Source organism: Bradyrhizobium sp. P3_C3 (assembly GCF_056402655.1).
Map to the genome: position 1 here is coordinate 135124 of NZ_JBFUGY010000003.1, position 24323 is coordinate 159446.

Consider the following 24323-nt stretch of genomic DNA (forward strand, 5'->3'; position numbering starts at 1 on the left):
CCCGCGGCAGAAGCGACGGGGAGAACAGCGAGGCCACATCATGGCTCTGATCGAGACCAATTCCATAGCCGTTCCGGCACGAGCCGGTAGCGCTTCCGGACTCGTCACGGAGATCAAGGGCTTCTGGAAGCGTTTCTTCGCTACCGCTTTCAACCCTTACCGCCCCGAGCTGCACTACATGCGTGGTCCCGGTCCCGCCTGGCGCGCCAAGCACGGCATGGATACGCCGTTCCGCCTCAAGCCCCGCGACCTCTGAACCCTTCTCCCCCTATCGGATCTCCTATCGGATTTTTGAACACGTCAGCTGCTTGCGCGCAGGCGTGATTGCGCGCAACCATGGCCAGGTTCCGACGATGGCGCTCCCCGCCTGGCGCCATCACCTCTCGCCATGGATGAAAGCTGATGACGCGGCTGCGCTGTGCAATTCTCGACGACTATTTCAACCTCGCCCTCGACGTCGCCGACTGGCAAAAACTGTCCGACCGCGTCGACGTCAGCGTGTTCAGCCATCCCTTTGCCTCGGAGCAGGCCGCGGCGAGCGCGCTGGCCGATTTCGAGATCATCTGCGCGATGCGCGAGCGCACGGCGTTCCCCAAGAGCCTGTTCGCGTCGCTGCCGAAGCTGAAGCTGCTTTTGACCTCCGGCATGCGCAACGCCTCGATCGACATGGAGGCTGCGAAGGCGCAAGGCGTTGCCATCGGCGGCACGCAATACTCCCGCGATCCGACCGCTCCGCTGACGATGGGCCTGATCCTCGAACTGACCCGCGGCATCGGCCGCGAGAATGCGCGCATGCATGCGGGAGAGCCCTGGCAGACCTTTGCCGGTGTCGAGATCGAGGGACTGACGCTGGGCGTCGTCGGGCTCGGCAAGCTCGGCAGCAAGATGGCGGGCATCGCGAAAGCATTCGGCATGAACGTGATCGCCTGGAGCCCGAACCTCACGCCGGAGAAATGCGCGGCGGCCGGCGTCGGCTACGCCACCAAGGAGGAGCTGTTCGCCAAGGCCGATATCATCACCATCCATGTGGTGCTGAGCGATCGCTCGCGCGGACTGGTCGGAGCTGCCGATCTCGCGCGGATGAAGCCGACGGCCTTCCTCGTCAACACCGCGCGCGGCCCGATCGTGGACGAGCAGGCGCTGCTCGAGGCCTTGCAGCAGCGGAAGATCGCGGGCGCCGGCATCGACGTATTCTCGGTCGAGCCGCTGCCGGTCGACCATCCCTTCCGCAAGCTCGACAATCTCGTGCTGACGCCGCATCTCGGCTACGCCACCGAGGACGGCTTGCGCATCCATTACGGGCAGATGGTCGAGGCGATCGACGCCTTCACCGGGGGTCGCGAGCTGCCGCGCAAGCTGGCCTGAAACGAAAAGGGCGTGCCGACGGCACGCCCTTCACTGATCTGAATTGTCTCGCAGCGCTTAGCGCACGGTGACCGGCGCGGGCAGCGGCGGCACCACGGTCGGCTGGGTGCCCGGGACGGGGCCAGCCTGGGCAGCCATCGGAGCCGGACCGGCAGCGCCCGACGTCGGCGCAGCGGAGGCGGTCGCCGTTCCCGGCGGCGGGCCACCCGGCATCACCACCACGCGGGTGCCGACCTTGACGCGGTCGAACAGGTCGGAAACGTCCTCGTTCAGCATGCCGATGCAGCCCGACGACACGAACTTGCCGATGGTCGAAGGCTGGTTGGTGCCGTGGATGCGGTAGACGGTCGAGCCGAGATACATCGCGCGTGCGCCGAGAGGATTGCCGGGGCCGCCGGCCATGAAGCGCGGCAGATAGGGCTGACGCTCGATCATCTCGGTCGGCGGATGCCAATCCGGCCACTCGGCCTTGCGGGTGATCTTCTGCACGCCGGTCCAGGTGAAGCCATCGCGGCCGACGCGGACGCCGTAGCGGATCGCACGGCCGCCTCCGAGCACGTAGTAGAGGTAGGTGTTCGGGGTATCGACAATGAGTGTTCCAGCCGGCTCCTTGGTCGCCAGCGAGACTTCCTGGCGGCGCAGGTTCGGCGACAACTGCGCGGGAGCAGCGTCGGGCTGCTCCTCGGGCGGCAGCGAAGCGATCGCCATCGGCCGGCCATCGTTGCCCACGGGCGGCTGGCCGGACTGAACCGTTCCGGTCGCGGCGGGACCGCCGACGGCCTCCGGCGGACGCAGGCCGTCCCTGCCGGGTGCCTGACCCGGGCGATCGGCATAGATCACTGCCGGCGGGCCGGCGGGGCGGCCGTAGCGGGGATCGTCGGGCGACATCACGGGACCCTGCGGCGGCGCCGCCGAATAGACCGGCGGAGCGCCAGCCGGACGGCCATAGCGCGGATCATCGGGCGACATCACCGGCCCCTGCGGCGGGGCAGCGGAATAGACCGGCGGAGGGCCGGCCGGGCGGCCGTAGCGCGGATCGTCGGCCGGACCTGGCGGCGGCAGCGACGCCTGCGGCATCGCGTCGTCTTCGTCGTCGAGCGAGTCGAAATTCGGCGTGCGGTCGCCAGGGCGATATTCGGCCGGAGCGCCATAGCTCGGCGCCTGCTGGACCGGATAGCTCTGAGCCTGTGCGAGCGAGGTTCCCGCCGCAGCGACTGTTGCGGCAGCGCATATCGTCAGAAAATGTTTGATCATCATCGCTCTTGTATAGTCCCCGAGCCCATCCGGACCGTTAACGGCCAGATGACCGAAGATAGCGGCACATTCAAGACATTACAGGCTGATTTGTGCCTGAGTTAGCGATTTGTGATGCAGGCACACACAGTTGCCCCGTTGCATCACGGGGCGGAAATCGCATCGAGCTGTAGATTGCCGGAGTCTCTGGCCCCGAATTTAAGGGAACGGCGCGGAGGCGTTGCGATATGTTCGAATCAGCCTGATTCGCCTCCGCTTTGAGCTTCTGTCCCGGCGTGGCGAACGGCAATCAGTACCGTCACCGCGTTCAGATGGCTCTTGGGTCCCGGCCGCCACCCGCCGGGGCGGAAATTCGTAACCCGTCCGATGCTTCCCGGCTTTCGCTTCCTGTTTGCCGCGATCCTGCTGTCAACCTCCATCCTGGTGTTCGGCCTAGGTGCCGCCGCGCTGCTGCGGGCCACCCACGAGCAGTATGTCAGCAACCCCTCCTGGCGGAACGGCCCGCAGGAAAAGGTGTTTGCGCAAAGCCCAGAGCCGGCCCAGCCGGCGCTCGCGGCGCTCCGCGCCGAGCCGGAGGCGGCCGCCGAGCCCACGCCATCGCTGCGCGACCGGGTGCCGACCATCGGCTTGCCGGCGAACGAGCCCGAACAGGTGGCCGCCCTGACGACCGAGCCCGACGTGCCGCCGCAGGTCCCTGAGGCCGCGCCTCCGGTCGCCGAGCCGGTGCAGGCCGAGGCCACGACGGAAGCCATCGCGCCGGCTCCTGCCGACACACTCACCCCGGCCGACACAACGGCATCGATCCCCGAGCCCACGCCTGCCGTGACCGCCAGCGAACCGGCGCCGGCCGATCCCGGCGCGGCCCTCGCCTCCCCGGCGCCCGACATTGCCTCGGCCAGGGTGGCCGCGCTGAACGACCCGGCGGCGCCGGCCTTGAAGGATGCGCCGGCGAAGGCCAAGGGGGACACCAAGGGAGACACGAAGGCGGACAGCAGCGCCCCGGACAGCAAGGCGGCCAAGCGCCAGGCGAAGGCGAAGAAGCGGCACCGCATGGTGCAGCGTCCTCCGCCCCAGCAGTTGCGGCAGAGCTATGATCCGTTCGGCCAGCAGCAGATGCTGGCGACAACGGCCACGCGCACGCGCCAGTAAGGCTACGCCGGCCCGGTCGCGACCGGCGGGCCGCCGGCCTGGCCCCACTCCGACCACGAGCCGTCATAGAGCGCGGTGTCGGTGATGCCGAGGCGATAGAGTGCGAGCGTCAACACGCCGGCGGACACGCCCGAACCGCAGCTCGTCACGATCGGCGCATCGAGCCTGACGCCGGCGTTCGCGAAGGCGGCGCGGAGATCGTCGAGCGGCTTCATCTCGCCGGTCGCGGCATCGAACAGCTGATTGTAGGGCACATTGCGCGCGCCGGGGATGTGGCCCGAGCGGATGCCCGCGCGCGGCTCAGGCGCGCGGCCCTCGAAGCGGTCGGCGGCGCGTGCGTCGATCACCTGCTCTGCGCTGCTTTCGACGTTGGCGATCAGCTGCTGCATGCTGCGCACGCGTTTTGAGTCGTAGCTCGCCCTAAACGTCGCGGGCTTCGGCTTTACCTCGCCGCTCTCGACCGGATGCCCCTCGGCGCGCCACTTCTTCAACCCGCCATTGAGAATGCGTACATTGCTGTGGCCGAAGGCCAGGAACATCCACCACGCGCGCGGTGCTGCGACCCAGCCGCCGGCATCGTAGAGGACGACGGTGTCGGCATTGGAGATGCCGAGATTGCCCGCGTCACGGCCGAACTGCTCGGCGCTCGGATACATGTGCGGCAGCGGGTTGGAATGATCCGACACCGCGTCGACGTCGAAGAACACGGCGCCCGGCAGATGCGCGGCGAGATAATCGTCCTTCGGCAGCGGCAGCACGCCCGGCAGCTTGAAGCTGGCGTCGAGGATCTTGACGTTGGCGTCGCCAATGTGGGCGGCGAGCCATTCGGTGGAGACGAGGGGGTCGGTGGCGGTCATGCGAGGTCTTTCTTGTCATTCCGAAGTTGAAGCAATGCGCATCAAACTCCGCTGTCATCGCCCGGCTTGACCGGGCGATCCAGTATTCCAGAGGCGGTTGTGATTGAGTCGAGAAGCTGCGGCGTACTGGATTCCCCGCTTTCGCGGGGAATGACAGCGGAGATTGGAGTGGCAGCGAAGCACCCCTCACCCCTTCTTCGGCTCCCACTGCTCCACCGGACCGCCGGCATCGCGCCAGGCGGCATAGCCGCCGGCGATGTGGGCGACGGGCTTCAGGCCCATGTCCTTGGCGGTCTTCGCCGCGAGCGCGGAGCGCATGCCGCCAGCGCAATGGAAGATGAATTTCTTGTCCTCCTGGAAGATCGGCTTCGCATAGGGGCTCTGCGGATCGATCCAGAATTCGAGCATGCCGCGCGTGCAGGCGAACGCGCCGGGGATGCGACCGTCGCGCTCGATCTCACGGGGGTCGCGGATGTCGACGATGACGACGTCACCGTTCTTGGAGATCTCGATGGCCTCCTTGGCGTTGAGCGTCTCGATCTCGGCATTGGCCTCGTCGATCAGCGCCTTGATGCCGCGGGTGATGGTCTGGGGCATGTGGTTCTCCCTCTTGTCGGCCTCTGCGCGGCCGTCCGGACTGACGGCGCGTGCAGCTAGTGCGTCAATTCCTTCATCGCACCCTCAAGCCCCTCGATCGTGATCGGGTACATGCGATTGGCAAAGATGCGTTTGATGATGGTGGTCGATTCCGAATAGTCCCAGTGCTTCTGCTGCACCGGATTGAGCCACACCGTATGCGGATAGGTGCGGATGATGCGGTCGAGCCAGACCGAGCCCGGCTCCTCGTTGACATGCTCGACCGAGCCGCCCGGCACCATGATCTCGTAAGGCGACATCGAGGCGTCGCCGACGAACACGACCTTGTAGTCGTGCGGGTATTTGTGCAGCACGTCCCAGGTCGGCGTGYGGTCGGTGAAGCGGCGCTTGTTCTGCTTCCACACGCCCTCATAGAGGCAGTTGTGGAAGTAGAAATACTCCATGTGCTTGAACTCGCTCTTCGCCGCCGAGAACAGCTCCTCGACCTGCTCGATATGCGAATCCATCGAGCCGCCGATGTCGAAGAACACCAGCAGCTTCACCGCATTGCGCCGCTCGGGCCGCATGTGGACGTCGAGATAGCCGTGGTTGGCGGTCTCGCGGATCGTGGTGTCGAGATCGAGCTCATCAGGCGCGCCGGTGCGCGCGAATTTGCGCAGGCGCCGCAGCGCCACCTTGATGTTGCGGATACCGAGCTCGACATTGCCGTCGAGATCCTTGAACTCGCGCTTGTCCCACACCTTCACGGCACGGTTGTTGCGGTTCTTCTCCTGGCCGATGCGAACGCCTTCGGGATTGTAGCCGTGGGCGCCGAACGGCGAGGTACCGGCAGTGCCAATCCACTTCGAGCCGCCCTGGTGCCGGCCCTTCTGCTCCTCGAGGCGCTTCTTCAACGTCTCCATGAGCTTGTCCCAGCCCATGGCCTCGATCTGCTTTTTCTCCTCCTCGCTGAGGTATTTCTCGGCAAGCTTCTTCAGCCACTCCTCGGGGATCTCCGCCTTCTCCATGGCGTCGAGCAGGCTTTCCAGCCCCTTGAACACCGTGCCGAAGACGCGGTCGAACTTGTCGAGGTTCCGCTCGTCCTTCACCAGCGAGGTGCGCGACAGGTAGTAGAAATTCTCGACCGAGTAGTCCGACAGATCAGCGTCGAGCGCCTCCATCAGCGTGAGGTATTCGCGCAGCGTCACGGGGACCTGCGCATCGCGCAGAGAAGTGAAGAATTGCAGGAACATGGGTGACAGATTGCCCGTCGGGGGGCGAACGTCAAGGGGCCGAGCCCGCCGCGGGACGCTGGACCGGTCGGCTTTTTGCTCTAGAATTGACCGTCTCACGGGGTTGTTTTGGGGACGTTTGCAATGGGAATTCTCGCAGCGCTCATCATTGGCGCGATCGCCGGCTGGCTTGCCGGCAAGATTGTCCATGGGGCGGGATTTGGGCTGATCGGCAACATGGTCGTCGGCATAATCGGCGCGCTGGTGGCGAGCTGGGTGCTGCCGCAACTGCATATTGCGCTGGCCACCGGCACGATCGGCGCCATCGTGGATGCCACCATCGGCGCGGTGATTGTGCTCGTCATCCTTTCGCTGATAAAACGGGTCTGAAAGCCTGACCGAACCAGGAACGGCCGCCATGAGCGGCCGTTCCGTTTGTTGGACCAGGGCGATGCCCGGCCGACGACCAACAAGGACGCGCGATGAAATTTACCGGCACCAAGGACTATGTTGCGACCGACGATCTCAAGGTTGCCGTCAATGCCTCGATCGTGCTGGAGCGCCCGCTGCTCATCAAGGGCGAGCCCGGCACCGGCAAGACCGTGCTGGCGGAGGAAGTGGCGAAGGCGCTGAACGCGCCGCTTTTGACCTGGCACATCAAGTCCACCACCAAGGCGCAGCAGGGCCTCTACGAATACGACGCGGTGTCGCGCCTGCGCGACAGCCAGCTCGGCGATGCCCGTGTCTCCGACATCAGGAACTACATCAAGCGCGGCAAGCTGTGGGACGCCTTCACCGCCGAGCAGCGCCCGGTGCTCCTGATCGACGAGATCGACAAGGCCGACATCGAATTCCCGAACGACCTGCTGCTCGAGCTCGACCGCATGGAATTCCATGTCTACGAGACCGGCGAGACGATCAAGGCGAAGCAGCGCCCGATCATGATGATCACCTCCAACAACGAGAAGGAGCTGCCGGACGCCTTCCTGCGCCGCTGCTTCTTCCACTACATCAAGTTCCCCGACGCCGACACGATGGGACGCATCGTCGACGTCCACTTCCCCGGCATCAAGAAGCGCCTGGTCGAGGAAGCGCTGCGCATCTTCTTCGAAGTGCGCGAGGTGCCCGGTCTGAAGAAGAAGCCCTCAACCTCCGAGCTGCTCGACTGGCTCAAGCTGCTGCTCAACGAGGACATGAGCGTGGAGCAACTGCGCGAACGCGACCCGCGCAAGCTGATCCCGCCGCTGCACGGCGCGCTGCTCAAGAACGAGCAGGACGTACATCTGTTCGAGCGGCTGGCGTTTTTGAGCCGGAGGGAGGTTTGATCTGCAAGCGCGCAGAGACAACCTGACCGCAATTCCTACCGCTACTCTGGGCCGCGCTTCCCCGCGTCATCTCGGATTCGGATGACCGTCAAGGCGGAGCTGATAGACGAAATAGGTTGGGGTACAGAACCCGATCTTTCGGCTTCTCAAGTTGTTCAACGCCGGGGCACTGACGTTGAACCTTGCACTCGTGACAAAATCCGGCATCTGCTGGCAAATATAGTCCTCGCGGCAAAACCGCGACGGCGAGCATGTGTTCAGGAGGCCGCGGCCGACGCCAGCGGCGAAAATGCCGCTGTCGAAATATCCCTTGGCCATCTGCTCAAAGCCCTTGCCTCCAACGATCGCGCAGATTTCCTCGGGCACGCTGCCCGGCCGGATCACCGCCAGCGACGCCTCCTCGGGCTTGCAGGGACGCGTGACGCGGCCCAGCGGCACGCCGATCTTGGTTGGACGGCAGTTGTAGCCATAGCCGCTCAATTTTCCTTCCGGCAGCTTGTAGACGAGTTCTTCCTTGCTGACGCGGTCGCTGAACGCGCGCAGGTTGAAGCCGAGCGGGTTGTTGGCGGCGGTCTTCGCTGTGGAGTCCTCGATGACGTTTGAGCGGCAGCTCAAACCCGCGACGACATTCTGTGCCGCGGCCACGCATTGGCCGAGATTGGAGGAAGTCGCAGCGTTCGTCACCAACGCCTGACAAGTGAGGTTACGCGCGGCATTGCAGCTCCATTTCGCGGCCTGCGCCAGATCCGCATTCAAAGGGCACGGCATGTTGTCGCCGGCGACAACATAGGCCGGATTTCCGCTTTCCCAGGCCGCCGGGGGCGCCGAAGGATGCGGGCGAAAACTGTTCGGCGCCTGACCGAGCGAAACCCGCTCGACATAGTCCTTGCGGCGAACAAGTTCCGCGTAGACATGGGGCGAGAACGGCAATTGCAACTGGCTACCGTCAAGCGCGCTCCTGATCGCGTCCGCGTCGCGGCCGAAATCGAACCGGTCCACGCCGAGAAGATGGAATCCGGCGGTCGAGGACGATTGATGGCAGCCCATGCAGGACGACGTGTTCAGGCGTTCGAGCAGACCCGCGCCGGATTGCACGAATTTTTGTGACCTCCCGGGGACACCCGCCGCAGCGACGATCCGTGCCGCCTGCTCGCTGCCGATTGCGAGATCGAAGGGACGATTGGCCATGCGCGCGCTGCCGGCAGTGGAAAAACTCAGCGCGATATCGGCCTCCAGGCTCTCCGGTATCCTGAAGGTGCCGTTGTCGATCTCGGCGATGTGGCCGGCGAGATAGTCCTGCAACCGCTTCTGCTTGGCGGGATCCTTCAGGATTGCCTGCACATCAGGCGTATTTTCCAGCCGTGCCGGCTGAAACTTGCCATCCCTCAGCGCGAAGATCCGCATCCAGTAGATCGCCTGTCCGGCGAATTTGCGGTTCTCCATGTTTTCGAGGTCTGATGGGAAGCGCACCACCTGCGCATTGATCTCCATCTGCTTGAAGATTATTCGCGAAAAATCCAGCGGCCCCTGAAGCAGGCGTTGGGCAACCACTGCCGGATCGTCAGCATCGATCCCGGCGACGCGCCAGAGCGAGGCGACGTCCTGGCAATTCCTGCCGTCATCCGCGTAACTGAACACCATGTTCACGGTGAACGGCATGCGCGACGCGTAAGTCTTGCCGTTCATCCTCACTTCGTAGCCGAGCCGGTAGATGAAGCGCAATTCGCCGCAATGCGCGGAATCGAAATCGCGGCGGTCCATCCGATTGACGACGCCCGACAGGAGGAACAATCCGTCGCTGGAACCGAGCCATTTCTCGTTAAACACGCGCGCAACATTGCCATTCAGCCGCAGCGTCTTGCCAGCGTCCGTTTTGGCCGACTTCGGGTCGTAGGTTTTCAGGATCTCCTTTTCCCAATCGATGCCGAGTCCCGCTGTGATACGCGCGATGTCGGCGGACATCACGGCAGCGAACTGCGCGTAGGTCCCACTGAATTGAGACAAATCGCTCGCCCGCGTCGGGCCGGCGGCGACCGACGGCTGCGGCAGCTTTTGCGCGGCATGAATTTTCCTGAACAGGGTCACCAGCGAAAGCGCGGATGAATTGTCATGATCGAGCGCCGCGAGCAGCGGCCCCTGGCTGATCAGGGTCGTCACCTCTGCGGAAACCCGGGGAGACTGGGCAAAGCAGGGAGAGATCGTGAGAATCAAGAGGCAGAGTATTGAGATGAAGCGCATCTGCTGTTTCTACTACGTCAAGGCGCATCCTGCAATTTAAGGGTGAATGTCCCGAGGAGCCGCGCTCGAGGAAAGAGGGAAAGCGCACGCTCTCCACATCGTCATTGCGAGCGCAGACACGCCGCAGCATCCTCGCGGCGCATTTCGCCCGAGCTTCGCTGTCTCCGTCACGCCCTCCAGGAAAGAGGGCGCAGGGAAGGCCGGGTGCCGGCTGGCACCCACGGTCCGCTGTGCGAAAGCACACGCAGAAGAACTGCACAGCGGCATACAGGTGAAGCCAAACACACGGCCTTCCCTGCGCAGTGGTTGGACGGCTTATGCCGTGCTCTCCCGGGAGCCGAGTTCGTTCTGGCCTCCCTCACCCCTGCGAAAGTCGCCGACACCGCGCCGGTTGACGCAAATGCCACATCCGCAAGAGCTTGACCGTAGCAACGACGGCCAGGACCACACGGTTTTGCCGTACGCACACAGCGCCGCTCGTCCGCACGAAGCCTCAGGGCTCACGGAGAGCAATCCGCCCTGCCCTTAGCCTCTCGCGCCCGACGCTGCCGCGTCCACCGCAACCCGGCCTGCGTTTCGAACGACTCGCGAACCGCCCCTCTTCCTCGGACCGGGCTGTTTCGATCTATGCCGCAATTCCGAATTTCGGTAAAGTGGAATATTTTTGCTGGGATGGGTTGACGGGTTTTCGCGGCGGCCGATGTTTTGCCCGACGGCGCAATCTGGGCCGCTCCATCAATCATAAAATCTAGCTTTCTCCCAAATCCCTCAGCCACGCAGCGAAATCCTCGCCTCCGTGGAGATATGTGGTCGGAGAACTGCGAAAGTCTGCGCCGGACAACCTCGTGATGGCTAGCCATACCTGAGAATCTTCGATGCCGGGGTCGAACTGCCGAACCCACTGCGCTGCCCAATCCGAGACTTTCTGACGCGCCTCGTCATCACCGACAAGGGCACGTATCTTCTCCCGAACCTCAGAACGGGTTGGTTCGCCAAGCCCCTCATAATCCGACATACGCCACCATTTGATCGATTCCCGCCTGCGCATTGCTTCGACAATGCGTCTACCCATCCAAAGGATCAGGTTTGAAATAGTGAAAGGCGACGGTCCGCCCTTTTTGCAGAGGCAATGCCAAGTCGACATCGGCACGTAGCGGCCACTTATTGGGCTCACCGCTGATCCAGGTAACTCCGCTCATGTCAGATGTTACGACAGCGTCGGCCAGTGCCGTCAGCATAACTTCCGCTCTGTCGTAAAATCGGCCGCCGCTCGGCAGCGGTATCAAGCGCTGGAATGCGTCCAGACAGATGACTCGGGATTCCCTCATCAGCCAGTCCCTCCCTGCATACACGGAATACCAGGCACCTGCGCGCCCCACTCTCAGAGGGGCGGCGTCCAGCAGGATCAAAGTCTCTACAAGGCGCGCCAAAAGCAGAGCGCCGGTGGGAAATTCGCCGACATACATATCAGGCTTGGCGCGAATGGCATCGACCGCGCTTATGGTCGGAATTTCATCATCCGGATGATTTGAGTTTTCGTTCATGCGTCAGCGTAACCCACCACTTCTCTCGACGCGGAAACAAAAAGGGGGGCCTACGCTACGCTACCCCACCCTACGCAGATAGCTCTACGGCACGCCAAGGACCTCTTGCAGAGTATTGAGGATCTCGGTCACGAAGCGCTCATAGGCGGTTCGGTCTCCGCCCTTCTCGGCTATCCGTTCGGTCTGCCAAGCCAGGAAAGACGGCAGATACCAGAGCAAGGATAGCAAGCGCTTTGGTACCATCTTTTCGTCGCCGATCTTGATTGCGCGCAAGATGGCAAGGACCGCTTGTCCTCGAGTTGCATCATAATCGCCATTGCGGACGCGATCGAAGAAGCCATCTGTATTCCACTCGGTTTCCAGCTGCTCGATGATCGCGGCAATAGTCATCGGCAAGTCCCTTGGAAAGCGAAAATCTGACTCGCGGAGAGTCCCCCTCACCCGGATCGCATCTTCGATGCGATCCGGCCTCTCCCCGCAGGCGGGTAGAGGCGAAGTATCTCACGCCACCGCCGCGTCCGGAACGCGCGCGGCTTCCATCGGCGCCTTGCCGCGGATCAAATCCGACGCACGGTCGGCGATCATCATGGTGGAAGCGTTGAGATTCGCCGAGATCATGCGCGGCATCACGGAGGCGTCGATGACGCGGAGGCCCTCCAACCCGTGGACGCGGAGCTGGTCGTCGACCACCGCCCACGTGCTGTCCGCCGGGCCCATGCGGCAGGTGCAGCCGGGGTGGAAAGTGGTGGTGCCGCGTTCGGTGGCGGCGGCGAGGAATTCGTCGTCGGTGTTGATGTTGGGGCCGGGGAAATCCTCGTAGGCGTAATAGGGCGACAGCGGCGCGCTCTTCAAAAGCCTGCGTGCGAGCTTCATGCCGCCGACGATGACGCGGCGGTCGAGCTCGGCGTCGAGATAGTTGGTCTGGATGATCGGCGGCGCGAACGGATCAGCCGAACGGATGCGGACATAGCCGCGGCTCTCGGGGCGCTGCTGCCAGGAGGCCACCGTCATGCCGGGCTCGTCCTCGAGCTGGCCCTGCACGCCTTCCTTGTAGCTCGCCGGCGTGAAGGTGAGTTGCAAGTCGGACGAGTCCGCGCTCTCGCCGGAGTGCCAGAAGCAATAGACCATGGTCGGCGACAGCGAGAGCAGGCCGCGGCGCGCGGTCGCCCATTTCAGAGCCTCGATCCACAGCGAGAAGCCGCGGCGGAGCTCGTTGATGGTCTTGATGTCCTTCACGCGCGCTACGGTGCGCGGGGCGTAMTGATCCTGCAGACCTTCGCCGACCGGCAGCGCGTGGCGCACCGCGATGCCGTGCGCGCCGAGCAGATCGGGTGAGCCGATTCCGGAGAGCTGGAGCAGCTGCGGCGAATTATAGGTGCCGCCGGAGAGGATCACTTCCTTGTTGGCACGCACTTCCACCGGCGTGCCGCCGCGGCCGCCCTTGGTGTAGCGCACGCCGACGGCGCGCTTGCCTTCAAAAATGATCTCGGTCGCGTGCGCGTGGGTGTGCACATGCACGTTCGGGCGCTTCATCGCGGGCTTGAGGAACGCGGTCGAGCCGGAGACGCGCAGGCCCTTGTCGATGGTGCGCTGGCAGTAGGAGACGCCTTCCTGCTTAGCGCCATTGTAATCGGGGTTGCGGGGAATGCCGAGCGAGACCGCGCCTTCCATGAAGGCTTCGCAGAGCGGATCGCGCCACTCCATGGTCGTGACGGTGAGGTTACCGTCGCGGCCGCGATAGGTGTCCTCGCCCTCGCCGACCCGCTTTTCCAGCCGCTTGAAGTAAGGCAGCACGTCGGCATAACCCCAGCCGCGATTGCCCATCTGCGCCCAGGTATCGAAATCCATCCGCTGGCCGCGATTGTAGATGTGGCCGTTGATCGAGGACGAGCCGCCGAGCGTCTTGCCGCGCGGCGCATAGATGCTGCGCCCGCCGGTGTAGGGCCCCGGCTCCTGCTGGTAGGCCCAGTTGATGCTCTTCATGTGGAACGTCTTGATGAAGCCCGCCGGCAGATGGATGTAGGGATGCCAGTCGCTCGGGCCCGCCTCGAGCACGCAGACGCTCACGTTCGGATCTTCGCTGAGCCGGCTGGCCAGTACGCAGCCGGCGGAGCCCGCGCCGACGATCACATAATCGAATCTGTCCATGGTGCCTCGGCCGCTCAGCGCGGCTTGTCGTTGAGTTGATAGTTCAAATGCGTCCGCACCGTTGGCCATTCAGCGGCGGTGATGCTGTAAACCACGGTGTCCCGCAGCGTGCCGTTGGGCGTGACCTGGTGGCTGCGCAGAATGCCGTCCTGCTTGGCGCCCAAGCGCTCGATGGCGCGGCGGCTCTGGTGGTTGAAGAAATGCGTGCGGAATTCGACCGCGATGCAGTTCAGCGTCTCGAAGGCGTGGGTCAGCAGCAGAATCTTGCACTGCGTGTTGAGCGGCCCGCGCTGCGCGCTCTTGCCATACCAGGTCGAGCCGATCTCGACGCGGCGGTTGGCGGCATCGATGTTCATATAGGTGGTCTGGCCGACGATCTTGCCGCCGGCATCGAACACGGTGAACGGCAGCATCGAGCCTGCGGCCTGGAGGCCCAAGCGGCGGTCGATCTCCTTGGCCACGTTCTCCGGCGTCGGGATCGCGGTGTACCAGATCGTGTAGAGCTCGCCGTCCTTCACGGCCTCCACCAGCCCCTCGCGATGCTCTTTCGACAGCGGCTCGAGACGGGCGTGCTGCCCACGCAGGGTGACGGGATCAGGCCAGGGCATCGATAGTCTCTCCTTACGTCGTTGTGAAGCGAGGCACCGGTGCTGCCAGATCCTCATCCTGAGGAGCGCGGAAGGCGCGTCTCGAAGGATGAAGGCCCGGCTGGTGGCCTCGCCCTTCGAGACGCGCGCAAGATGCGCGCTCCTCAGGGTGAGGGTCTGCTGGTTACTTTGCCTCGCCTGCAATGACGGTCACTAGCACCGTTTACTTGTTTAGGAAATTGAGCGGCAAACCGCCGCGCGGCCAGTCCATGGCGATCAGCTCGCCCTTGCCTGAGAGCGTGATGTAGGCGGTCTTAAGCTCGGGGCCGCCGAAGGCGATGTTGGTGGTGACGCGATCGCCGGTCGGGACCTGCTCGACCAGGGTCCCGTCAGGCGCGATCACCGAGATGCAGCCGGAGACCAGGGTGGCGACGCAGACATTGCCGTTCGCCTCCACCGCGAGCGAGTCGAACATCTGGTAGCCGCCGAGGCCGCAGATCGGCTTGCCGCGCTCGCCACGGTAGATCACCTCGCGCGGCTTAAGCGTGCCGGGCGCGGACAGCTCATAGGCCCAGAGCCGCCCCGTCGGCGTCTCCGCGATGTAGACGGTGTTCTCGTCCGGCGACAGGCCGATGCCGTTGGCCGGCAGCACGCCATGCACGACCTCGACGATCTCGGTCATGCCGGGCTTGAGATAATACATGCCGCCGACATCCATCTCGCGGGCGCGGCGCTTGCCGAGATCGGAGAACCAGAGGCCGCCGTGCTTGTCGAAGACGAGGTCGTTCGGCCCGCGCAGATCGTGCTCGCCGCATTTGGTCACGATGGTCTCGACCTTGCCCGATTGCAGATCGACGCGCTGGATCGAGCCGCCGAGATAGCCGTCCGGCTGCGGGCCGGGCATGATCATCTTGCCGGTCGGAATCCAGGAGAAGCCGCCATTGTTGCAGATGTAGATCTTGCCGTCGGGGCCGAGGGCCGCGCCGTTCGGGCCGCCCGGCACCTTGGCGACGACCTCCTTGCGGCCGTCGGGATAGATTCGGGTCAGGCGCTGGCCGCGAATTTCCACCAGCACGACCGAGCCGTCCGGCATCACCACCGGCCCTTCGGGAAATTCGAGGTCGGTGGCGAGAACGCGAACGTTGGACATGGGGACCCTCCCGGCTGCTTGTTATGGCTTGCACGGGATGTCCGGCACGGGCCCCACACGCAAGATTTGCCTGCGGTTATGACAAAGTCGCCGGGGCTTGCCAAGCAAGCGGGATGGTATGCCAGCGTTGCAACGTAAAGCGCGATGACATATCGCGCCTTAGGTCTCGTTTGAGCATGATCTCTTCGGAAAACCGCCGCGCACTTTGCGCGAACGCGGCCCTTCGGGTCCGGATCGTGCTTACTCCCGCACTGGTATCCAAATCTCGAAGCCGCCATTGCCGGTCGCGGGATCGAATTTCTCGTCATAGCGCTCGAAGTTCGGCGCATCCGCAGCCTTCAGGCCGGACGCCGGCAGCCACTGATTCCAGATCGTGTTGACGGTGCGGCGGATCGAGGCGACGTGCTCGGTGTGGGTGAACACCGCGTAGCGCTGCTCGGAAATGCGGATGCGACCGAAGCGGCGCGGCAGGTCGGAGAAATCGGCGACCTCGGCGCCGGCGATGTAGTCGAAATTGCCGGAATCATCGCCGTTGCAGCAGACGCCATAGGCGACTTGAGATTTTCCCTGGCCGATGCGCGCGGGGATGTCGGCGACCTCCTGATGGAAGCGGTGCCACAGTCCCGGAATGGCGGCGCCGTTGTCGCAGGAGATGCGCTCAGCGGGGCCGGCGACGAGGAAGGCCTTCGCGGTTTCGAAACGCGGCGGGACCAGATGGTCGAGCATGGTGGAGTCCATGAGCATCGGCTCCTGAAGCTTGAGTTTGTCGAGGCACGTTGCCGCCCGCACCGCTTCGGGTGTGGTGCCAAACTGGTCGCGGAACGCGCGGGTGAACGCTTCGTGCGAGCCGTAATCCGCCTCCAGCGCCAGCGACAGGATGTCCGGCGCGCCGTTCGCAAGACTGCGCGCCGCTTCCGTCAACCGCCGCGCGCGCACGTAGCGCATCACCGGAAGTCCGGTGGCTGCGGCAAACGCCCGCACGATGTGGAACCGCGACACGCCTGATATCGCAGCAATCTCGTCGAGCGTCATCGGCTCGGCCAGATGGCTCTCGATATACCAGAGCGCGCGCTGGGCTGGGTTCATGCGTCAAGGGCCCTCGTTCGAAGCCTGGCGATGATGCGCTGACGGCCACCGCCTCGCTTGATCGGCATTGCTGTCCTCGCATGAGAATAGTTCCGGAATAGCCACTGGCAACGCCCCGGCATTCGCAGCTACACTCGTTGCAACCGCTCACCAGAAAGAGGAACCGCGTCATGGAAATCACCGATGTGCGGGCGCACCATATCCGCATCCCCTATGACGCCGGTGTCGCGAGCTTTCGCCAGGGCGCGTCCGCAATCTCCGCGCTCGACATGGTGCTGGTCGAGGTCACGACCGATGCCGGACTGACCGGCTGGGGCGATGCCTTTGCCTATGTCTCCCCGCGCACCACGCGAAGCGCCGTCGAGGAGATGATCGCGCCGCAGGCCCGCGGGCTGAAGGTTCCCGATGCCGCCGGCATTCCCGCGGTGATGGAACAGATCCAGCGCAACCTGCATCTGTTCGGCCGCTACGGCATCACGATGTTCGCGATATCAGGGCTCGACATCGCGCTGTGGGACCTGGCTGCGAAGATCGAGGGCGCGCCGCTGCATCGCCTGCTCGGAGCAAGCAAGCGCTCGAACATCCCCGCCTATGCGAGCCTGCTGCGGATCGGCTCGCCTGAGAACATCACGGGCGAATGCAAGAAGGCGCTCGCACTCGGCTATGGCGCCATCAAGCTGCACGAGACCACGACGCCGGCGGTGTTTGCCGCGCGCGAGGCGATCGGGCCCGGCATCCCGCTGATGGTCGACATGAACTGCCCGCTCACAGGCGAGCAGGCGATCGCATTTGCGAAGGCGTGCGAGGACGCGCAGCCGATGTTTCTGGAAGAGCCGGTCTGGCCGCCGGAGGATTTTGCCACGCTCGCCGAGGTCCGCCGCAAGGGCGGGCTCGGCGTCGCCGCCGGCGAGAACGCCTGCACGGAGTATCAATTCCGCCAGATGATGAATGCAGGCGCGGTGAGCCACGCCCAGCCGTCGGTGACCAAGGTCGGCGGCATCACGGAATTTCTGAAGGTCGTCGCACTCGCCGATCAGCTCAGCGTCAAGATCGTCCCGCACTCCCCGTATTTCGGTCCGGGCCTCCTGGCGACATTGCACCTGCTGGCGACGCGCGACGACGGGTTGGTCGAGATGTTCTATCTGAAACGCGAAGCGTGTCTGTGGGGCGGCCGCGCCGATGTCGATGCCACCGGCCACGTCGCGGTGCCCTCGGGACCCGGGCTCGGCTATGAGCCCGATCCCGGCGTGATGGAGCGCTACCGCGTGGCGTGACGGCGACCGCTATTTCGCCGCATCCTTCGGTGGCGGCGCGTCCTGCTTCTTCTTCAGATCGTCCGCGATCTTCACCTGCGCGGCCTGGAGATCGCCCAGCGTCTTCTGCAGGCCGGCCACAAGCGTCTTCAGCGCGTCGATCTGGCGGTTGGCGGCATCGAGCTTCTGCTGATGATCGAGCGTCAGCTTGGTGATCGTCTTCTGCAGGAAGTCGACGTTGCTCTGCAGGCAGCTCGTGCGCCGCTCCATGGTCTTCTCGACGGTGCAGATCTCGATGCCGGGCACGTCTTGCGCGCGGACCGGCGCAATCGCCAGCGGGGCGAGCAACAACATCGCGAAACAAACGCCGGCGCTTCGAAGCAGCATGCAGGTTCCTCGTCCAAATCAATCACGGCAATGTGCGCTTTTTGCTCGCCGACGCCGGAGGCTACCACACTCGTACCGCATTCTCGCGTTGAGCTTGGCTTGTTCCCTTGGACGGGGAGCAGTGAACCGTGCGCGGAAGAAAGTGGGCGCTCTTTCCGCGACTTTGATTAGGGGAGATTTTTGGAATGGCAACGCGCGATAGACGTCTGGCGGAATTCGATGGCGCCGGCGAACCGCCACCTGGCCTGCCGGTGGAGGTGCTGTGCGAGGACCACAGCGGAACGTATCAACTGCCGTTCGCCTGCCGTTATGTCGAGGGCCGCTGGCAGAACGACGCGGCCGGCGTCCCGGTGGAGGCCACTGTCATCGGCTGGCGCGTGCCGCGCGCCAAGCACTCGGGCTTCGCCTGACGAGCGGCGTCTGTCTCAAAATGCAACGGGGCCGCGCTCTGCCTTAACGAACGGAACGCGGCCCGAACGAATCACGTCCGAATCAGCCGAAACGCCGTGTACGCGGCTGTTCACGGCTAGATGTCGCAACAAGCCCGCACGCGTATACAATATCTGCGCAGCAGGTGGGCCGGCCCGAGCCGGCCACGGGTGCTAAAAGTTAACGGCTTCAAAGACATGGCTGCCGGGTGCGGCAGCCCGGGCCTCGCTCCCAAAACAGGCAGGCGGGCGCCAAGCCTGCCTAATATTCGACCTCGAGCTCCTCGATCTCGGCCGGCTCATCCTTGGCCGCCGCGATCCATTCCTTCATCTCGGGCATGGCCATGATGGTATCGGCATAGGCCTTCAGCAGCGGCTCGAGGTTGACGTCATAGGTCACGAAGCGCGTCACCACGGGGGCATACATCGCATCCGCCATGGTGCGCCTCGCGCCGAACAGGAAGGGACCGCCTGATTTCTCCAGGCAGTCGCGCCAGATGGACCAGACGCGGTCGATATCGGCCTGCGCGCGCGACCAGATCTTGAAGCCGGGGAAGTGCCCCTTCAGATTGACCGGCAGCGAAGCGCGCAGCGTCGTGAAGCCGGAATGGATTTCGCCGCAGATCGAGCGGCAATGCGCCCGCTGGACGCGGTCATCAGGCAACAGACCGGCATCCGGCATCGCCTCGTTGAGATATTCGGCGATCGCCAGCGTATCCCAGACCACGGCGCCGTCGTGGCGCAGGCATGGCACCAGGATCGACGACGACAGCAGCAGGATTTCCGCGCGTGCCGACGCGTCGTCCGGCGCGGTGACGATCTCCTCGAAATCGAGCCCGGAAAATTTCGTCAGCAGCCAGCCGCGCAGCGACCAGGACGAATAGTTCTTGCTGCTGATCGTCAGTGTCGCCTTCGCCATATGGCCCATTCCCTACGCCTGTGACTTGCACGCCGCCCGGCCCGCGGGAGTGCTCATGACCTGTGCTTCCCGCAAAAGGAGGAGCAAGCGATGTGCCAGTTTTGAGGGCGGTGTGGCTCCCGTTTGGCTTCGATATTGCATGACAGCACGGGAAGGTGGGCGTTTCAGTATGATGTCGATGTATTATCAGGCCTTTCAGAACCATATGGACCTCACCGCGCCGTGGCGGGCGGGAGCTTCGTCCGCGCTCAGATTCCTCAATCTGGTGCCGCAGGGCCTATCGGATCAGGTCGTCGGCCGGCTCTCCGCCGCGCTGGAGCTGATCTCCCGCTCCACCCTCACCTATCACCGTCCGGCCTACGGCATCGATAGCGTGATGGTGGGCAACCGCGAGGTCGGCGTCACCGAGGAGGTCGCCTACGCGACGCCGTTCGGCTCGCTGCTGCACTTCAGGAAGGACGGCGTGCCGGAGCAGCCGCGCATGCTGCTGGTGGCGCCGATGTCGGGCCATTTCGCCACGCTGCTGCGCGGCACCGTGAAAACGCTGCTGCAGGATCACGACGTCTACATCACCGACTGGCACAATCCGCGCGACATTCCACGCCGCGAAGGCCGCTTCGGGCTCGACGATTACACCGATCACCTCATCGACTTCCTCGGCCAATTGGGCCCGCGTCCGCATATGGTCGCGATCTGCCAGCCCTCGGTCTCGGCACTCGCGGCCGCCGCGGTCATGTGCGAGGGCAACCACCCCTCGCGGCCTGCGACGCTGACGCTGATGGCGGGCCCGATCGACACGCGCATCCAGCCGACGAGGGTCAACGAGTTCGCCAAGAGCAGGCCGATCGACTGGTTCGAGCAGAACCTGATCAACTACGTGCCGGTGCAATGCCGCGGCGCGCTCCGCAAGGTCTATCCCGGCTTCGTGCAGCTCACGGCGTTCGTCTCGATGAATCTCGAGCGCCACATCAAGCAGCACATGGATCTCGCCAACCATATCGCCAAGGGCGAGAAGGAGAAGGCCGCGAGCATCAAGACCTTCTACGACGAATATTTCGCCGTGATGGACCTGCCGGCCGAGTTCTACATCGAGACCGTGCGTGACGTGTTCCAGGAGCACCTGTTGCCGCAAGGCAGGTTGATGCACCGTGGCCGTCCCGTGAACACCAAGGCCGTCAGCCGCATGGGACTGATGACGGTCGAAGGCGAGAAGGACGACATCTGCTCGATCGGCCAGACGCTCGCCGCGCAAGACCTCTGCACCGGTGTGCGCGCCTATCGCCGCGTCCACCACATGCAGGCCGGCGTCGGCCATTACGGCGTGTTCTCGGGCAAGCGGTGGAATAACGAGATCTATCCGCTGCTGCGGGATTTCGTGCACGTGAATTCCTGACTGTCATTCCCTGTCCCCGGACTGGGGGAAAACGGCACGTGCCTAATGCACTTGCTCGAGCAGCTCTTTCGCTTCCACGACTTCAGAAAGATTTCGCTCCACATCGAATTCGGCCAGCACGCGAGCGAGCACCTCGGGTACCCCGCCTGCTCGGCCATTTCTCTTGTGCAGGCGCGCAAGTCCAAGGGCGCTGCGGAGTTCGAAAGTCTTCGTCTGCTGGTGTCGTGCGATCTCAAGCGCTCGCTTGAGGGAAGCTTCGGCACCGGCTTCGTCCGAAGGATCAAGACGCGACAAAAGCTCGCCGCGGGCGCGATGCAGCTCGGCATCAAGCCAATGCTGGCCGGATTGCCCGGTCCATGCGATCAATTCGCTCAAGATTTCCAGCCCGGTTTCGAGTTGGCCCGACGCCGCGTTCGCCAAGGCGACATGCATCCCCCAAAACGGCTCACAGAGATAGCAGTCATTCTCGTGCAGCAGGGTCCAGCCGCGACGCATTTCCGTCAGTCCGGTCATTTGGTCGCCGGCACGCCACCTGGCGAGGCCATCCAGGTAGGTGCCGGCGGCCACGTACAACGGCATCGTGTGGTCGCGCGCGAGACCGAGCGCCAGGATCGTCTCCGTTTGCTGCAACATGCCTCCGCATAGTCCGTCGAACACAGCGCGATGAACCAGCGCGTTGGCCTGGGACAGCGCCCGCTTTTCTCCCGAAGCACTCACCGCTTCGGCGGCGAGGCGGCGTGCGCGCGCGATCTTGCCAAGCGGCCAAAGCACCAGGGCAAGAAACCTCATGATCACGAACGGGAGATCCAGTGCCGAAGCCCTGAACGTCGCGGGATCCGGCTCGGCACCATAGATCTCGAGTGCCTGCTCGAGATGCATCCTCGCGTTCAAGTAGTCACCGCCGAACCAGCAGGTAACCCCGCCCGTCCAATGTGCAACGACGGCGGCCACCGGTGAGTCCGGTCGTCGATCAGCGGCGCTCCTGATGGCATCCGCCAGCTCCAGCATCGGAGCGAGTTCGCCGTGTGTCAGGCAAGCATTGAAGAGACCCGAATGGACCGGCGCGAGTTCAACGGGATCATTGATGTCGGCAGCGAACTGTCGGGCACGCGTCCATGCGGCTACCGTTTCGGGAGCGCTGTGGCCGAGGCTGCCTCGCAATGCACGGCCATACTCGATTTGAAGATGCAGCCTGCTCATCATCCGGCGGGGATCATCCGGCACCTCATCGGCGGACGCAATCGCCTTGCCGAGATGCGCGATCGCCTCGGAATAGGCCGAGCGCTTCAGCGCTTGCTGGCCCGCCTTGCGCCACCATTCGAGGGCGATCTCGCTCAGCCCCGCCTCAGTGAAGTGGTGTGCCAGAACTTCCGGCTCAGTCTCGGCAACGACTGGAAACTTCTCGCGCAGGACATCGCCGATGCGCTTGTGAAGCACCTGCCGTTTGCTCTTGAGCAGGCCTTCATAGGCCGCTTCCTGAACGAGAGCGTGCCTGAAGCTATAGTTTGCGTCGGGCGGTGTCCCGCGACGCACCAGCAGTTCCGCCTCTTCGAGTTGCCCCAGCGCAGCGCTCAACGTCAGATCATCGCGTCCCGTCACATATCTTAGCAGCGTGTATGAAAAGTCGCGGCCGATGGCGGCGCCTATCTGCGCCACCTCCTTGACGGGAGCCAGCCGGTCGAGCCGCGCCATCAGCGAATCCTGCAGCGTCGCGGGAATAGCGAGCGGCGGGAGCGGACTATCGAGGCGGTAGCGTCCGGAATCCTCGACGAGCAGTCCGGACTCCAGCACCATCTTGGTCAGTTCCTCGACGAATAGCGGGATGCCGTCCGTCTTGTCGATGATCTGCTCCATCATCTCGCGCGGCAGCTGGCGGCCAACGGTCACCTGCTCGACCAGCGCACGCGTGTCCTGCCGGTCGAGCCGGTCGAGCCGCAACAGGCTGACGTTGGCGAGGCCCGACCAGGAGGGCTCGAACTCTGGCCGGGTTGTCATGAGCATGAGTATCGGCAGTCCCCTGATCCGGTCGACCCCGAGATCGAACAGTTCAAGTGTCGTGGCATCGGCCCAATGCATATCCTCGCAGATAACCAGCAGGGGTTGCTCTCGCGCCAACCCCTCGAGCTGATCGAGAAGCGAGGCAAATGTCTGTCGCCGCTGCTGCGCCGGGCTCAAACCAAGCGGCGGATACTGGTCGCCGGTTGGAATCGAAAGGAGAGCCGCAATGAGCGGTGTCGCCCGGGCGACCTGTTGCGTTCCAAGCGCCAGCATTGCCTCAAGCTTGTCGAGCTTTTGCTCCGGCGTGTCGTGCGAGCGGATACCGGCTGCGCGCTCCAGCTGCGCGACAAAGGGATGAAGCGCGCTGTTGGTGTGGTAGGGCGAACACTGATATCGCACCCGGCGGTGCGCCCCCAACGCGGGGTTTTCGGACAGCGTTGCGACAATGCGCGACTTGCCGATGCCTGCTTCGCCGGAGATCAACACCATCTGGCCCTGCCCCTGCCATGCCAATCGCTGGCGCGAGAGCGTGAATTCGATCTCCTCCTTGCGACCGACAAAGCCGATCGAACGCGCTGCGCGGACCGCCTCGAAGCGACTTTCCGATGCGGCCGCCCCCTCGACCGCCCAGACCGCGATGGGTTCGGCTATCCCCTTGACCTCGCGGCGGCCGAGATTGCGAAAAGTGAAGAGATCGCCAAGCAGCCGGCGCGTCGACGAGGCGACGACGACCACTCCCGGTTCCGCCAGGCTCTGAAGCCTGGCAGCAAGGTTTGGTGTATCGCCGACCGTTGCGTGCTCCTCCGACGCATCGCCGCTGATGAGGTCGCCGACCACCACAAGCCCGGTCGCGATTGCGATCCGCAGTTCAACCCGTTCGGTGGCGCCCGTCCTCAGTCGCCCGACCGCAGCGATGGTGTCGAGGCCCGCTCGCACTGCGCGCTCCGCATCGTCCTCGTGGGCGCGGGGATAGCCGAAATAGACCAGTATTCCGTCACCGACGAACCTGGCGATCCTGCCGTCATAAGCAGCGATGACGCTCGCACAGGCGGCGCGGTAGGCCCGGATCACTTCCCACATATCCTCGGGGTCGAGACGCGCGGAGAGCGCAGTCGAGCCGACCAGGTCGCAAAACATAACGGTCAGGTGACGCCGCTCGGCGTCGTGAGGAGGAGCCGGCGATGCGATCAACGCAGCTGGATCGAGGTCGGCAATGGCACGCAGCATTTTGCGGCGATGGCCAAGCAGGACTCCGAGCTTATCGAAGTCCTCGGCCATCAGTTCGGGAAGGACGCCCATGTCGATCCCATTTTGGACAAAACGCTCTGCGTATTGTCCAAGCCCCAGCTTCTCGAGCCACTCCGCAATCTGCATTGGCTCCACCGATCGTGCGGTTGGCGGTTAGCAGAATTTTGGACCACGGCGCGGGGACAA

Annotated in this window: 22 protein-coding genes; 8 read left to right on the top strand and 14 right to left on the bottom strand. The window is 64.1% G+C overall.

What is annotated here, in order from left to right:
- Positions 1–40: 40 nt before the first annotated feature.
- Positions 41–256: a hypothetical protein gene (locus AC1DW2_RS05340; protein WP_028152324.1), complete on the top strand. Its 216-nt coding sequence runs from the start codon at positions 41–43 to the stop codon at positions 254–256.
- A 146-nt stretch (positions 257–402) separates the two neighbouring features.
- Positions 403–1365, top strand: a complete 963-nt coding sequence (locus AC1DW2_RS05345; protein WP_477005369.1) for a D-2-hydroxyacid dehydrogenase family protein — start codon at positions 403–405, stop codon at positions 1363–1365.
- Between the two features lie 57 nt (positions 1366–1422).
- Here the strand turns inward: AC1DW2_RS05345 and AC1DW2_RS05350 are convergent, their stop codons facing one another.
- Positions 1423–2619 (bottom strand): L,D-transpeptidase family protein, encoded by a 1197-nt coding sequence (locus AC1DW2_RS05350; RefSeq protein ID WP_071917197.1) that lies wholly within the window; start codon positions 2617–2619, stop codon positions 1423–1425.
- A 366-nt stretch (positions 2620–2985) separates the two neighbouring features.
- Here AC1DW2_RS05350 and AC1DW2_RS05355 point away from each other — a divergent pair, with 366 nt between their 5' ends.
- Positions 2986–3768, top strand: a complete 783-nt coding sequence (locus tag AC1DW2_RS05355) for a hypothetical protein (RefSeq protein ID WP_477005370.1) — start codon at positions 2986–2988, stop codon at positions 3766–3768.
- A gap of 2 nt (positions 3769–3770) precedes the next feature.
- Here the strand turns inward: AC1DW2_RS05355 and sseA are convergent, their stop codons facing one another.
- From sseA to AC1DW2_RS05370, 3 genes are all read right to left on the bottom strand, one after another.
- The gene (sseA, locus tag AC1DW2_RS05360) at positions 3771–4625 is read right to left on the bottom strand and encodes a 3-mercaptopyruvate sulfurtransferase (protein WP_477005371.1); all 855 of its coding nucleotides are present in this window, start codon (positions 4623–4625) and stop codon (positions 3771–3773) included.
- 186 nt (positions 4626–4811) lie between these two features.
- A complete protein-coding gene (locus AC1DW2_RS05365; RefSeq protein WP_477005372.1) occupies positions 4812–5222 on the bottom strand; it encodes a rhodanese-like domain-containing protein in 411 nt (136 codons plus the stop codon).
- 56 nt (positions 5223–5278) lie between these two features.
- Positions 5279–6454, bottom strand: a complete 1176-nt coding sequence (locus AC1DW2_RS05370; protein ID WP_477005373.1) for a vWA domain-containing protein — start codon at positions 6452–6454, stop codon at positions 5279–5281.
- Between the two features lie 123 nt (positions 6455–6577).
- On the opposite strand from AC1DW2_RS05370, the gene AC1DW2_RS05375 reads away from it, so the two are divergent.
- Positions 6578–6823, top strand: coding sequence for a GlsB/YeaQ/YmgE family stress response membrane protein (locus AC1DW2_RS05375; protein WP_028152331.1), 246 nt, complete (start codon positions 6578–6580; stop codon positions 6821–6823).
- Between the two features lie 92 nt (positions 6824–6915).
- Positions 6916–7758 carry an AAA family ATPase gene (locus tag AC1DW2_RS05380; RefSeq protein WP_063981465.1) on the top strand — a complete coding sequence of 281 codons (843 nt, stop codon included), beginning with the start codon at positions 6916–6918 and terminating at the stop codon, positions 7756–7758.
- Positions 7759–7824: 66 nt separating this feature from the next.
- Here the strand turns inward: AC1DW2_RS05380 and AC1DW2_RS05385 are convergent, their stop codons facing one another.
- The 7 genes from AC1DW2_RS05385 to AC1DW2_RS05415 all read right to left on the bottom strand — a co-directional run bounded on the left by AC1DW2_RS05385 (position 7825) and on the right by AC1DW2_RS05415 (position 16511).
- A complete protein-coding gene (locus AC1DW2_RS05385; protein ID WP_477005374.1) occupies positions 7825–9915 on the bottom strand; it encodes a hypothetical protein in 2091 nt (696 codons plus the stop codon).
- Positions 9916–11060: 1145 nt separating this feature from the next.
- A complete protein-coding gene (locus AC1DW2_RS05390; RefSeq protein ID WP_477005375.1) occupies positions 11061–11540 on the bottom strand; it encodes a hypothetical protein in 480 nt (159 codons plus the stop codon).
- A gap of 84 nt (positions 11541–11624) precedes the next feature.
- Complete coding sequence (locus AC1DW2_RS05395) at positions 11625–11930, bottom strand: hypothetical protein (RefSeq protein WP_354119451.1); 306 nt, start codon at positions 11928–11930, stop codon at positions 11625–11627.
- Positions 11931–12041: 111 nt separating this feature from the next.
- Positions 12042–13688: a GMC family oxidoreductase gene (locus AC1DW2_RS05400; RefSeq protein WP_477005376.1), complete on the bottom strand. Its 1647-nt coding sequence runs from the start codon at positions 13686–13688 to the stop codon at positions 12042–12044.
- Positions 13689–13702: 14 nt separating this feature from the next.
- Positions 13703–14296 (bottom strand): GNAT family N-acetyltransferase, encoded by a 594-nt coding sequence (locus tag AC1DW2_RS05405; protein WP_071910241.1) that lies wholly within the window; start codon positions 14294–14296, stop codon positions 13703–13705.
- Between the two features lie 202 nt (positions 14297–14498).
- Positions 14499–15425 carry an SMP-30/gluconolactonase/LRE family protein gene (locus AC1DW2_RS05410; RefSeq protein ID WP_477005377.1) on the bottom strand — a complete coding sequence of 309 codons (927 nt, stop codon included), beginning with the start codon at positions 15423–15425 and terminating at the stop codon, positions 14499–14501.
- Positions 15426–15665: 240 nt separating this feature from the next.
- Positions 15666–16511 carry a GyrI-like domain-containing protein gene (locus AC1DW2_RS05415; protein ID WP_477005378.1) on the bottom strand — a complete coding sequence of 282 codons (846 nt, stop codon included), beginning with the start codon at positions 16509–16511 and terminating at the stop codon, positions 15666–15668.
- Positions 16512–16681: 170 nt separating this feature from the next.
- Between AC1DW2_RS05415 and AC1DW2_RS05420 the strand changes: the two genes are divergently transcribed.
- On the top strand, positions 16682–17785 hold the full coding sequence (locus AC1DW2_RS05420) for a mandelate racemase/muconate lactonizing enzyme family protein (protein WP_477005379.1): 1104 nt from the start codon (positions 16682–16684) through the stop codon (positions 17783–17785).
- A gap of 9 nt (positions 17786–17794) precedes the next feature.
- Here AC1DW2_RS05420 and AC1DW2_RS05425 read toward each other — a convergent pair whose 3' ends face one another.
- A complete protein-coding gene (locus AC1DW2_RS05425) occupies positions 17795–18151 on the bottom strand; it encodes a hypothetical protein (protein ID WP_247304266.1) in 357 nt (118 codons plus the stop codon).
- Positions 18152–18336: 185 nt separating this feature from the next.
- Between AC1DW2_RS05425 and AC1DW2_RS05430 the strand changes: the two genes are divergently transcribed.
- Positions 18337–18561, top strand: coding sequence for a hypothetical protein (locus tag AC1DW2_RS05430; RefSeq protein WP_041953164.1), 225 nt, complete (start codon positions 18337–18339; stop codon positions 18559–18561).
- A gap of 280 nt (positions 18562–18841) precedes the next feature.
- Here AC1DW2_RS05430 and AC1DW2_RS05435 read toward each other — a convergent pair whose 3' ends face one another.
- Positions 18842–19498: a glutathione S-transferase family protein gene (locus AC1DW2_RS05435; RefSeq protein ID WP_477005380.1), complete on the bottom strand. Its 657-nt coding sequence runs from the start codon at positions 19496–19498 to the stop codon at positions 18842–18844.
- Between the two features lie 169 nt (positions 19499–19667).
- Between AC1DW2_RS05435 and AC1DW2_RS05440 the strand changes: the two genes are divergently transcribed.
- Positions 19668–20891, top strand: a complete 1224-nt coding sequence (locus AC1DW2_RS05440) for a polyhydroxyalkanoate depolymerase (protein ID WP_477005381.1) — start codon at positions 19668–19670, stop codon at positions 20889–20891.
- A 42-nt stretch (positions 20892–20933) separates the two neighbouring features.
- Here the strand turns inward: AC1DW2_RS05440 and AC1DW2_RS05445 are convergent, their stop codons facing one another.
- Positions 20934–24263, bottom strand: a complete 3330-nt coding sequence (locus AC1DW2_RS05445) for an adenylate/guanylate cyclase domain-containing protein (protein WP_477005382.1) — start codon at positions 24261–24263, stop codon at positions 20934–20936.
- Between the last annotated feature and the right edge of the window lie 60 nt (positions 24264–24323).